The following is a 12,256-nucleotide window of genomic DNA, read 5'->3' on the forward strand; positions in this document are numbered from 1 at the left end:
CGTTGCCCATCCCCGCCGGGCGCTTGTCATTGCAGCACCGCGTACAGGACGAGTCCCGTCAGCGTCAACCCGGTCAGGATCGCCAGCAGCCCAAGCACCACCGCAATGCGATACGCGGTCTCGGACGGCGGGGCGACCTGCAGCGACTCGAGACGCCCTTCCTGCAACTCGCGCTCGTACTCCAGCGGGTGCTCCTCCTGCATGTACTCGGCGCGCGCCCGACCCGTGAACATCACGACATCGATGGGGAACTTCTCGGGGCGCAGGTTCGAGTTGAAGAAATGGATCGTGAAGATGAAGCCCATCGCCAGCAGCGCCTCGTCACCATGGACGATGGTGGCAACGTTGAAGATCCACCCTGGCAGCACCTTCGAGAAGAAGGTCGGGAACCAGAGGAGGAGCCCGGAGCCGCCGATGATCGCGATACCCCAGAACACCGCCCAGTAGTCGAACTTCTCCATGTAGGAGTAGCGATCGAACTTCGGGCGCGGCCCCGCTCCCACGAACCACTTGAACATCCCCACGACATCCTCGAAGTCCTTCATCCTCGGCACCATCGTGCGGGGCCCGGTGAAGAACGCCTTCTTGTCCTCCGCCTTGAGGAAGCGCGACACCAGCATCCCGATGTGCAGGAAGAAGTAGGCGAAGGTGACGATGCCGCAGAATCGGTGAATGAGCCCCGCGGAGCGCACGCCCCCCAGGAAGCCGATCAACGTCGAGGCCCAGGCGGCTTGCGAGAAATGCAGCGGGAGTCCGGTGATGATGAGGCCGAAGAACGACGTCAGCATCATCGCGTGCGTGACGCGTTCCAGCGGCGAGAAGCGCCGCAGGTACGGCCCCTCCCCTCGATCGGACGAGGCGAGCGGCGTCTCGTCAGGCAGCGCGGCCACGGCCCTTCCCATCGTTGGATCGCTCATGACGTCTTCCCTCCTTCGGGCGAGCCGGTCTCTCCACCATCCACGGGACTGGGCCCCGGCGTGGCGTCGCCGGGCGCGTCGGGCTGCACGGCCGGCGGCTCGCCCGCGGGGTCGGCCGACGTGTCGTCGCGGGATGGCGCGCCCGATGTTGCGGCTGGCGGCGCGGCCACGGGCGGCGACGCCAGGGGCGGATCGGACGCCGGTGCCGTTGCGGCTGGCGGGTCCGCCCGGGTGGGAGGCGCCGTGCCCGCCACCGTCGCGACCGCCGCCTTGTACCCCGCACCATGCCCCGCCGCGCGCTCCTTGCGCACGCTCAACAGGCGCAGGAACCAGAGCAGCGAGTGAATGCCGAAGAACGAGAATACGCCGACCAGGAGCGAGGTCATGAAGAGCCACACCCAGTACAGCTCGGGGTTCTTCTCCTTGTCCCGTGGATCGCCGTGCGGCTTGTACGCCACGAAGTTGCGGTTGGCCCCCTGGTGGCAGGCCCCGCACGTCTCGACGAGGTTCTCCTTGTGCACCGACGACTGCGGGTCCTTCGCCTCGAGCATCGCGTGCGCCGTATGGCAGTCGCTGCACTTGGCCGCTATGCCGTAGCCTAACGTGCTCGCCTTGCCGTGATACGTCTCGAAGTACGTCTCGAGCAGGCGCTTGTGGCACGTGCCGCATTCCTGCACGACGCCGGCAAACCAGGCGGGATCGTCGGCCTCGACCACCTTGTGCCCGCCGTGGCACTCCACGCAGACCGGTGCCTTGTTCCCCGTCTCCGTCGTGTCGCCCTTGGCCAGCGCCTGCCCGTGCGCCGAGGAGTCGTAGGTCGCGAGCATCCCGGCATGGCACGCGCCACACGTGTTCTTGACGTTGCGCCTGTTGAGCGTCGACCCCGACGAATCGGCAGGGAGGACGCGATGGGCATCGTGGCAGTCGCTGCACGTGGCGGAGACGGTGAGCCCCGCCTTGGACATCGCGAGTCCGTGCGCCGACTTGCGGAAATCCTTCACCGCGGTGCGCGCGGTACTGTCGGCTGGCTTGTCGAAGTACGCGTCGAGGATCTTCTTCTTGTTGTGACAGCTCCCGCACAGCTGCGCCACGTTGAGCGGATACGTGGGCGAGCGCGGGTCGTCGGCGCCCAGCACGCGGTGCGCACTATGACAGCTGGCGCACGTCGGCGCATCGCCTTCCTTCTTGAAGTTGGGGGCGTGGATCGAGCGGTCGTACGCCGCCCCCTGGTCGTCGTGACAGTGCGCGCACGTCAGCGCCACCTGCGGCACCTTGGTGTGCGGATAGCCGTCGTTGTAGCCAGCGTGACAGTCGGCGCAGACCAGCGTTTGGTGTCGCGAGTCGCGCAGCAGCGTGTCGGGGACGAAGAGCACCGAGTCCCCCTTGGCTCCCTTCGCCTTCCCCGCCAGGAACTGCCGGTCGGCGTGACACTTCTCGCACTGCACCGGGCCGCGCCCACCCGTCACGCGCGTCCCCTGCTTCGTGGCCACCATGCGCGTGTCGACACTGCGCGAACGCCCGCTGCGCAGCGCATTCAGCACCACCGTCCCCGATGTGTCCTGCGCGATGGCGGCGGCGCGGGCACTGTCACGCCGTGTCGCCTGCCCCAGCAGCGTCGCCGGCGCCAGGAGACACACAGTGAGCGCACGCACCATCGCGCGCGGGACTCCACGGGCGCTCGCGCAGCCATCGCGACTCGCGTCGCGTGGCCCGGCGCTCGCTCGTGCTCGCATCACGATTCGAGTCACGGTTTCGTCTCCACGAAGAGGGGGCGCAACTTGGGGCGCATGAGGGGATCGGGCACTGGCACTCGGTCTGTCGGTCATCACGGCGAGCGGCGCAACGGGTCGGAGATGTGACACATCAGGCACATCTGGCGATTCCGCTTCGCCATGCGCTCGGCGTCAAAGCCCGGGCCATGCGGGTTCACCCGCAGCCCGATGTTGGAGTGGCACTGCATGCAGTCGCGCTGCTGGTGACAGGTGGCGCAGGTCTGCATTTCCTGCCGCGCCGCCTGCCCGTGCTGCTGCAGCCAGAGCGGCTGCCGGTCGTGATAGGCCACGCTGCGCGTCCCGCGCGCCTCCATCCCCTGTCCACGATGGCACTCGCGACAGAAGGTCTCGGTGGTGTGGCACGAGGCACAATCGCGCTCGCGCCCGACCGCGCTCGCGGCGTGACGGCTCACGAAGTTGAAGGCGTGGAAGCGCCGGCGGCTCCCCCCGTTGTGACAGCTCGTGCAGGTGCGTTCCTCATGGCACCCCTGGCAGTTCAACCGTCCGCTGGCCGCCGTTGGACCGTGCTTCTCCACGAAGTCAGGCGGATGCACGCGCACCTGACGCACCACGGTGTCGGGAACGACGAGGAGCGGGTTCCCCGCCACCTGCCGCGCCACGTGCGGAATCGCCAGCGGCGCCGCCTCGGCGGCGTTAGGCGCCATCGCGCTGCGCGGCGTGTGCGGGAAGGCCATGGCACCACTCGCCGCCGCTCCCGGTTCCAGCGGCACCACTTGCAGCCGCACACCCGCCGCGCCGTCGGCGTCGGGGCCCGCCAGGCGCGCCAGGACCTTCGCCGCCGAGCGCGCCGTGTGACACGTGCGGCAGCTCGGCTGCGCATGACAGTTCGCGCAGCTCGCGGGCAGTTGGCTGGCCGAATCGCCGTGCGACAGGAGGTAGTCACCCGCCTCGTGCGACCTGGGCTTGAAGTACCTGGGCGCTCGCCCGCGCAGCACGCGCGCCACGCGCGCATCACTCTCCAGCGACGCCACCTGCGCCGTCTCCTTCGCGTTCGGATGGCAGCGTGCACAACTCTGGCGCGCGTGACACGTCGCGCACCGCTGCCCATCCTCGGGCGACCGCGGTGCGTGCTGCGCCAGGAAGTCGGCGCGGTTGTGCCCCTCCGGTATCGGAATCGCCGCCACAGCCGAGTCGGACAGGCGAGTGGCGCGGGTGAGCGGCGCGTGACAGCGCGCGCAGGGCGCGTCGTCGGCCAGGTGGCCCGATGCCTTGTGCGAATGACAACCGATGCACAGCTCCGGCGTGGCGCGCGCCACCGCCATGAAGGTGTCACCGCCGCTGATGCCGTGACACGTGCGGCACTCGAGTACCGGCGTCTCCTTCTCCGCCGCACGCGCGTGATTCGGATGCGAGAAGTTCAGGTTCGACGGCGCCACGGCGGGCCCGTTCCAGTCCACGCGCTTCTGTCGTGTGCCGTCATGACAGTCCTCGCACGACACCGCCGTCGGAAAGCGCGTCGCCGAGTCGCCCGTCGTCACGCCTTCGTGACAGGTTTCGCACTCGGGGAAGAGGCGCGCATGCTTGGCGTGCGGGAAGCGCTTCTCCTCCACGTCGCGCGCGCCCCCCAGTGCCCACCCGGCACTCGTCACCACGAAGATCGCGAGCGCCGCCACCACGGCCAGCGACGCAAGTCCCGTGATGCCGGCGCGTCGCGACAGGGTGAGTCGCAGGCGCGCACCAACGACGCGAAGCAGGGCTCTCATCGCTTCGCCTCCCGCGCGCTCGCCCCCGGGTCACTGCCCACGTTCCACTCCAGGCGGATCATCGCGCGCTGCTGGTTCCACGGCCCTTCCGCCGCACGCCCGTTCTCGCGCTGCCGGTACAGCATCGCGTCGGCCACGAGATTGAGGTCGGGACGCAAGGCGAACGACACGTCGCCCCCGCCCCCCACCACCCGCCCACTCCCGATGCGCCACTCCGAGATCGTCTCGAAAGCGGTCCCGCGAGCTGCAACCGACCAGCGGTCGCCCCGCCGCCAGCGCAGCGACACGTCGCCGTCCGAACGCGAGGCCACCGTTCCCACGTCGATCCCGTAGGTGCCGGCCACCACCCACGAGGGCCCGAGCCGCGCCGTCGCCGAACCGCCCAGGCGCCAACCATCGGTGCGCAGCGCCAGCGAGGCCACGCCGGCGTCGGTCTCACGGTACTGGCGATACGCCCCCCGCCCCGTGAGCATCACGCGCGCGCCGGCCAGCGAGAGCCTCGCATCCAGGCGCGCCTCGTCGAAGCCAACCGGCGAGAACGCCCCCCAAATCGTCCACAGCGGGAAGAAGGGCGTCGAGTGACGCCCCTCGACCGCCAACTCCAGGCCACGGGTGATCCCGCGCGCCACGTTGAGCCGCGCCTCGTTGAACTCGCCCGTGGCGAAGTCGTAGATCACCTCGCCCGCCAGATTGGTCCCGGCAATGCGCAGGTCACCGGCGGCCGACGCACGCTCGGCGTACAGCGCGCCGCGATCGGAGCGAATCTCCCGCTCGTACTGCGCGCGGAACGCCCCGCGGCGATTCCCGGGGCGCCAGCGAATCGAGCCCCCCACCAGCACCCCGCGTGCATCTGGCGGCAACTCCTCCACCGCCGCCAGCGCGTCGCTCGTGAGCCCGCGCGCCAATCCCTGCAACAGGCTCCATCCGGCATACCCCTCGACCTTGAGGCCGCCACTCGACGAGAGCGGCGTGGCCTCGACGAAGGCGCCATCGAAGTTGCGAAAGCCCAGGTCGGACGAGTACCACTGCCGCCCCAGCCGTGCATGCACGCGCTCGCGCTCCATGTCGGCGTAGAGCGCCAGCACATCCATGTGCTGGCGCCCCTGCGGCCACAGCTCGCGCCCGTCGCCCATCGCCTCGCGGAAGCGCAATTCGGCGCGCGCGCTCATCCCGCGCCCAAAACCCCACGCGGTGGCGTCGACATCCTGCATCAGCGCCATGACCGACGTGACGGAGGCGGCGCGCAGGAAGCGGCAGAAGCCGTCGTCCAGGCAGCGCGCCAGCGTCCCATCCGCCAGGAGGCGGTCGAGACCAGTGGAATCGACCGCCTCCGACACAGGAACGCTATCAGCCACGAGCGCTCGCAACTGGACATAGCGCGCCGTGCTCGCGCCGCTGATCCGGACCCCCTGCGCGGCCACGGGGGCGGCATACAACGCCAGCGCGCCGAGCACCGAAAACGATACCAGCGCACGACGACAACGCCCCCCCAACCTCTCCCGGCCGCCGGGCCTGATGCGCCGTCCGACGTCGGGGCCCTGCAAAACGTGCATGAGCTGCTCTCGGTATCTCACGGGACCGCCAAATCCTTCATCGGGCATTCTGTTGAGGGACGAACTCCCGTGCAGTCCGGCGAACGCCTACACAAGGGGCGGAACTTCATGTCGTCAATAGAACCGTGCGGTACAATCGATTAGGACACCGACACCTAACGAAAACCCCGCCCGCAACACGTCGCGGACGGGGCTTTGTCTGACAGGGGTCTGCACGCGCAGCGCCACTGCGCCCGGCTATGGTCGCGTTCGGTGCGGGACATTGCTACACGCGCGCCGTGTCCCGCCGAAAGAGGAGCGCCGCGCCCAGCGCGAAGACCAGCGTCCACACCACCACCCCCAGCACCGCCCCACCGGTATCGCCCCCCACCAACGGCGCGCGCGCCAGCACCCCCACTCCATATACCGGCGTGAACCGGGCCACCGTCTGCATGGTAGGCGGCATGGTGGCGATGGGAATGAAGATCCCGCCGAACATCGCCATGAGCGCCAGCACCGGCCCCACGAACTGCATCACGTTCTCGGACGGGAGCAGGAACCCCATGAAGAGGCCGAACGCCGCGAACACCAGCGAGCACCCCCATGCCGCCAGCCCCGACAGGATCCAGACGCGCGGCTCCATCTGCACACCGCTCAGCAACCCCACCGCAAAGGCGGAGATGATCGCCAGCCCACCCAGCGACATCGCGGTGAGCACCTTCATCGCCACGTAGGCGGTCGGGCGCAGCGGCGTGAGGCGCAGCTGGCGGCTCCACCCCAGGCTGCGCTCGAGGGCGACCGCCGCGCCGCCAGACGTCGTCCCCACCATGGCACCGTACACCGCCATGCTGATGAGGAGGTACGCCATCATCGACGCCGACGGCGAGCCGCCGCCAGCCGCCGCCGCGCGGCTCGACGACTGCCGGAAGATGAAGAAGAAGATGCTCGGGAAGGCGACGATGAACCACAGCGTGCGCTTGTTGCGCAGCACGCGGCGAATCTCCAGCGACAGCGCCACGAGGTTGAAGCCGCCCAGGGACGGCACCTGCCGCTCGTGCTCGACGGCTCCCGCATCGCGCGGCTCGGCCAGTGTCGTGTTGCGGCTCATCACCCCCCTCCCGTCGGCCTGCCGCGATCGTCCGCGGTGAGCGCCACGAAGGCTTCCTCGAGATTCTTCGACGAGATCTCCAGGTCGCGCGCCGCGGTCTGCGTCAGGAGGTAGCGCGCCACCACGTCCGAGTCGCTGCACTGCACCAGGACGCGATCGCCGCGCTGCTCGACGCTATTCACCCCAACGAGCGCTTGCAGCGCCGTGATCTCGGCGCCGGGAAGCGCGGCCCGCACCACCCGCCCCGACGCCAGGTTCTTGATCTCCGCCGTCGAGCCGTCAGCCACAATGCGCCCCTGACGGATCAGCACGATGCGGTCGGCGTAGGCGTCGGCTTCATCCAGGTAGTGCGTGGCGAAGAGGACCGTGCGCCCGCGCGATGCATCATCGCGAATCGACCGCCAGAAGTCGCGCCGCCCCTCCACATCCATCCCCGTCGTCGGCTCGTCGAGCACCAGGAGGCGCGGATCGGACAGGAGCGCCATCGCGAACCGAAGCCGCTGCTGCTCGCCCCCCGAACACTTCCCCACCAACCGCTCGGCCACCCCTTCGATCCCCGCGCGCTCCAGCACCTCGTCCACGGAACGCGCGTGGGCGTGCAACGAGGCGGAGTAGCGCACCGTCTCTCGCACCGTGAAGTCCTTGAGCAGCCCGCCCGACTGCATCACCGCCGACACCTCGCCCCGCGCCACCGCTTCCTCCGGCGAACGCCCATACACTCGCACCGTCCCCGCGTCAGGGCGGGCCAGGCCAAGCAGCATGTCGATCGTCGTCGTCTTCCCCGCCCCGTTCGGCCCCAGAAAGGCCACGATCTCCCCCGAATCGACGCCGAGCGAGAGGTCGTCCACCGCGGTGACGGCGCCGTACCGTTTGGTGAGTCCTGCCAAGTCGATCGCGAGCACGTGGGATCGGATGAGGTTGGGTGACTGGTCACTCAACCTACGCAGCACCCTCCTCGCCGTTTCCTCGCGCGCACTAAGGAATGGCGAGGGTTCGCCCCAGCTCAACCAGCGTTCACTCGCACCTCAATCTCCTCGAGCGACTCGAGAATATCTGCGAAAGCCGGCGGGGTGCCGAAGATCATCGCTGACATCAGGTCGTAGTCGCGCCGCAACGCGTCGATCATCCCAGCGTGTGGCGCGATCGCGAACGATCCCTGCCGGGCGGACGCGAGATCGAAGTCTGGGCGGTCGAAGAACAGTCGGGCGTGACGCACACAGTCCTCCCCGAGTGCCCGGTCCGCCAGCGTTCCGGGACCGATCTCGGAGTGCAGGAGGCAGCGAAGGTCATAGTAATGCCGCGACACGCGATGGCCCTCCTGCCGGAGATTGCCGCGGCGCTCGTGCCAGCGTCGCAAACCGTGCGCGATCACGATCTTGTCCCACAGCGTGCGCTTGGGCTCGATCGCGGTCACGCCGGCAACGTCGAAATCCTCGTTAGGTACCTCGTCGGCGATATACGGGCGAACTGATCGCTGCTCGTGTGGGTCGAGCGCGGACTTCGCGCCCGCCTCGAGTCGGACCACCGGGCGCACTCATGGGTCCGTCGACCCCTCCACGGTCGGATACCACAGCAGAAGGCTCTGTCCGTTCGGATCTGCTGCGTCGACGTCGACGCGCCCTTTTCCGCGCGTGGCATCACCAATGCGAACCGTCAGTACCTCCTTCAGCGGTCCCGAGACGTATGCGCGGCACGCGTCGCGGATCGCGTCCAGCTTGGCCTGACGTCGCTTGCCCGTCATCGCCCCGAGCGCTTCCACGGTCGCCGACTGACCGAGGTCATCGCGAAAGACGGTGACGTCGATGTCCTCGGAGAATCGCTGAATCAACCCGTACGCCTTGGAGAGCGACGTGCCGCCCTTGAAGAGCAGACGCGGACTCTCGGCTGGCATGTCGTGATACAGCTCGCCGAGCGTCCAGCAAACCCAGAAGTCCTTCTCGATATTCCCAACCGGCGTCCCGAGCCGCTGAGCGGTGGCGAGAAACAGGTCGCGGCGGTCACGCGACGATGCCGCTATCACCCGGCGGTACGACTCGGCGCTCACGGTCGCTGCCGCCGCGGTGCACGCCCGCGAGTCGCGTTAGGTGCGCGCGCGCGCTTTGGCGGGGCCGAGGCGAGGAGACTGCGAATGAACTCCTGCATCCAGATAGGGAGCGCGGACATCCCAACTCTGAGGTCCTCGCGCATCGCCTCGCCGTGATCGGGGTCATCGAGAATTTCCCGGAGCCGATCGATAACGCGGGTACGCTGGTCGGGATCGCCTAACGTGTCCTGGAGCCAGTGGAGCGCCTGGACGATCCGCATGGCCGGACGGCCCGCCCAGTAGAGCCGACTTGGGGCAGCGGCTTTGAAGCGTATCTCCTGTGTCCCGAGTTTGATCGGCTTGAGTCTCGCGTCGACTAGCACCACGACTCGAGCTGGCACTGCCGTCGTGAGGCCGAGATCGTTCGCGGCAGTCATTCCATCGATCAGGAGGCGCACCTGGTCGCGGCGCGCGATCGCGCCGATGACAGCCCGGTAGTCGGGCACGGCAGGCCGGCGGGTCAGAGCGCTCTGCCGTGGCTGGTCGTAGAGGCCCCAGTTTATGCGGCGAAGCTCGCCCGATGCGGCGAGTCGTTGAAGCGTCTTGTCGACGGCCGCCCGCGAGGCCAGATCCGCGAAATCGGCGGCAGTGAAGACCGACTCGGGTCGCGTCTGGAATCGCTCGAGAAATAGGTCCCGGAGGCGGGCTTTCGTGGAGGCAGGCATGTCCGAAATATGATGCATATTTCGGACAGTGGAAGCGTCCGAACTACCGTGGCGGGGCGCGCTCAATAAAACACGCGTCTGGCCACCGTTGGCGACCAGACGCTCGTAACGTTCTCATCTCGAATGACTTCGAGTAGAGCGGGCGATGGGACTCGAACCCACGACGTCCAGCTTGGGAAGCTGGCATTCTACCAACTGAATTACGCCCGCGAAGGGAGGCGAATTCTAAGTGCCGACTCACCCGGAAAGCAAGCGATCAACCCAATTCCCCGACGCGCGCGTCAGGGAGAATCCGGAAAGTGGATTAGACTTCACCGATATTCCGCGTCCCGGATGGGGTGGGGCCGACACTGAGCGGCACGACAGGATGTCGTCCTCCCTCCCAAGTGGTGACCCGTATGACCTGGTTCCACGACCTCCGCATTCGTGCCAAGCTCCTGTTGGGCTTCGGCTCCGTTCTCACCCTCCTCCTCATTGTCGGTGTCGTCGCCTCGTTCGGCATGCGCAAGCTCCGCATTGCCGACGAGGAACTCTACGACCGAATGACGGTCCCGCTCGCCCAGTCTGGCGATGCGATCAACTATCTGCAGCGCGTTCGCGTGAACCTCCGCGAAGCGGTCTACGCCGAGTCGCCGCGCGCCGCGGCCCCCTTCCTCGAGAAAGTGGCCGCGTACCCCATCCTCGTCGATTCGCTCCTCAAGGAGTACGAGAAGTCGATTACCACCGACGCGGGGCGCCAGGCGTTCGCTGCCTTCGCCGCCGACCTCCGCACCTTCCGCGGCAAGCGCGACCAGCTCGTGAAGCTGATCAACGCCGGGAACACCGCGGCGGCGATCGCCTATCTCGGGAGCGACGTGCGCGAGACGGAGGAAAAGCTCCTCGTCTCGATGAAGGCAATGCAGGACCAGAAAATTGCCCGTGCCGCCGAAGTGAAGGCCGGCAACGAGGTGCTCAGCAAACGCATGTCGTGGATCATCGACCTCAGCGTTGCCTTCGGGATCGCCCTCGGACTCGCGATCGCGCTCTACATCGCCGCCAACATCGGCAAGGTGCTTGCCCTCATGGTGGAGCGCGCCAATCGCCTGCAGAGCGTTTGCATCTCGAACCTGGGACAGGCCCTCGACGCCCTCGCCGCCGGCAAGCTGGACGTGAAACCCGAGTACGGGACGTCGCCGCTCAACATCACGTCGAAGGACGAACTGGGTGAACTCGCGCGCAGCGTCGACGGGATCATCGCCACGAGCGTCGACTCGATCCGATCGTACGAGAAGGCCGCCGACACGATGCAGGGGCTCATCGCCGAGACCAACCAGCTCGTCGCGGCCGCGCAGGCAGGGCAGCTCTCCCGCCGCGCCGCCGGCGAGAAGTACCAAGGCGGCTATCGCCAGTTAGTCGATGGCGTAAACGGGATGCTCGACGCCATCACCGCCCCCATCGCCGAGTCGTCGGCGGTGCTTGGGCGCATCGCCGAACGAGACCTCACCGCGCAGATGACGGGTCACTACAGCGGCGACTTCGATCGCATCCGCAGCGCCGTGAACCTCGCCGTCACCAACCTGCAGCGCGCCCTGGGCGATGTCTCCGCCTCGGCCACGCAGGTCTCCAGCGCCAGCGAGGAAATCTCGGCGGCGGCGCAGTCGCTGGCGGAAGGAGCCAGCGAGCAGGCGTCGTCGCTCGAGGAGGTCGCCGCCTCGCTCCACGAAGTGTCCGCAACGGCGAAGAACAGCGCCGAGCGCGCGCAGTCGGCCCGCTCGGTCACCGAGGAAGCGCGCCAGCAGGCCGCCGAAGGGTTGCAGGAGATGAAACAGCTCGAGGCCGCGGTGAATCGCATCAAGTCCTCGGCGCACGAGAGCGCGAAGATCATCAAGACGATCGACGAGATCGCCTTCCAGACCAACCTCCTCGCGCTCAACGCCGCCGTCGAGGCCGCGCGCGCCGGCGACGCCGGGCGTGGCTTTGCGGTGGTGGCCGAGGAAGTGCGCAACCTGGCCATGCGCGCCGCCGAAGCCGCGCGCAACACCACCGACCTCATCGCCGAATCGGTGCGCAACGCCGACGATGGCGTGGCGCTCAATGCCCGCGCACTCAAGCAGTTCTCCACCATCGCCCAACACGTGGAAAGCGCCGGCGAGGCGATGAGCGAGATTGCCGCCGGGAGCGACCAGCAGGCGCTCGGCATCGACCAGATCAGCACGGCAGTCGAGCAGATCAACATCGTGACGCAGCGGGCGGCGGCCAACGCGGAGGAGTCGTCGGCCACGTCGATCGAGCTCGCCGGTCAGTCGACGCACCTGCAGGAGCTGGTGGGACAGTTCAAGCTCGACGCCAACGCCCGATACGAAACGCGGGCCGCGGATCCGGGCGCCGGCGCGCTCGACATGCCGGGGCGTCGCCCCATGGGACGCCGGCAGCTGGCCGGTGTGTAGGTGACACCGGACGGCGCCGTCCCCGGCGC

The 12,256-nt window shown here is 68.2% G+C and carries 10 protein-coding genes and 1 tRNA gene; 1 reads left to right on the plus strand and 10 read right to left on the minus strand.

Annotation, left to right across the window (positions count from 1 at the left end; translation table 11 throughout):
- Positions 1–26: 26 nt before the first annotated feature.
- From IT359_12115 to IT359_12160, 10 genes are all read right to left on the minus strand, one after another.
- Entirely contained in the window at positions 27–917 is an 891-nt protein-coding gene (locus tag IT359_12115; protein MCC6929727.1) for a cytochrome b/b6 domain-containing protein, read from the minus strand.
- The gene (locus IT359_12120; GenBank protein ID MCC6929728.1) at positions 914–2,572 is read right to left on the minus strand and encodes a hypothetical protein; all 1,659 of its coding nucleotides are present in this window, start codon (positions 2,570–2,572) and stop codon (positions 914–916) included. Before IT359_12120 ends, IT359_12115 begins: the two co-directional genes overlap by 4 nt.
- A 170-nt stretch (positions 2,573–2,742) precedes the next feature.
- Positions 2,743–4,413 (minus strand): cytochrome c3 family protein, encoded by a 1,671-nt coding sequence (locus IT359_12125; GenBank protein ID MCC6929729.1) that lies wholly within the window; start codon positions 4,411–4,413, stop codon positions 2,743–2,745.
- The gene (locus IT359_12130) at positions 4,410–5,966 is read right to left on the minus strand and encodes a hypothetical protein (GenBank protein MCC6929730.1); all 1,557 of its coding nucleotides are present in this window, start codon (positions 5,964–5,966) and stop codon (positions 4,410–4,412) included. The genes IT359_12125 and IT359_12130 overlap by 4 nt, the downstream gene beginning before the upstream one ends.
- Before the next feature lie 265 nt (positions 5,967–6,231).
- Positions 6,232–7,053, minus strand: coding sequence for an ABC transporter permease (locus IT359_12135; protein MCC6929731.1), 822 nt, complete (start codon positions 7,051–7,053; stop codon positions 6,232–6,234).
- Complete coding sequence (locus IT359_12140; GenBank protein MCC6929732.1) at positions 7,053–7,955, minus strand: ABC transporter ATP-binding protein; 903 nt, start codon at positions 7,953–7,955, stop codon at positions 7,053–7,055. Before IT359_12140 ends, IT359_12135 begins: the two co-directional genes overlap by 1 nt.
- A 101-nt stretch (positions 7,956–8,056) precedes the next feature.
- Positions 8,057–8,578: a nucleotidyl transferase AbiEii/AbiGii toxin family protein gene (locus IT359_12145; GenBank protein MCC6929733.1), complete on the minus strand. Its 522-nt coding sequence runs from the start codon at positions 8,576–8,578 to the stop codon at positions 8,057–8,059.
- A 9-nt stretch (positions 8,579–8,587) separates the two neighbouring features.
- Complete coding sequence (locus tag IT359_12150; protein MCC6929734.1) at positions 8,588–9,097, minus strand: nucleotidyl transferase AbiEii/AbiGii toxin family protein; 510 nt, start codon at positions 9,095–9,097, stop codon at positions 8,588–8,590.
- Positions 9,094–9,801: a hypothetical protein gene (locus tag IT359_12155; protein ID MCC6929735.1), complete on the minus strand. Its 708-nt coding sequence runs from the start codon at positions 9,799–9,801 to the stop codon at positions 9,094–9,096. Before IT359_12155 ends, IT359_12150 begins: the two co-directional genes overlap by 4 nt.
- A gap of 137 nt (positions 9,802–9,938) precedes the next feature.
- Positions 9,939–10,011: transfer RNA gene (locus IT359_12160), tRNA-Gly, on the minus strand.
- A 188-nt stretch (positions 10,012–10,199) separates the two neighbouring features.
- Between IT359_12160 and IT359_12165 the strand changes: the two genes are divergently transcribed.
- Complete coding sequence (locus IT359_12165) at positions 10,200–12,227, plus strand: MCP four helix bundle domain-containing protein (protein MCC6929736.1); 2,028 nt, start codon at positions 10,200–10,202, stop codon at positions 12,225–12,227.
- Positions 12,228–12,256 lie beyond the last annotated feature (29 nt).

Source organism: Gemmatimonadaceae bacterium (assembly GCA_020852815.1).
Lineage (GTDB): Bacteria > Gemmatimonadota > Gemmatimonadetes > Gemmatimonadales > Gemmatimonadaceae > SCN-70-22.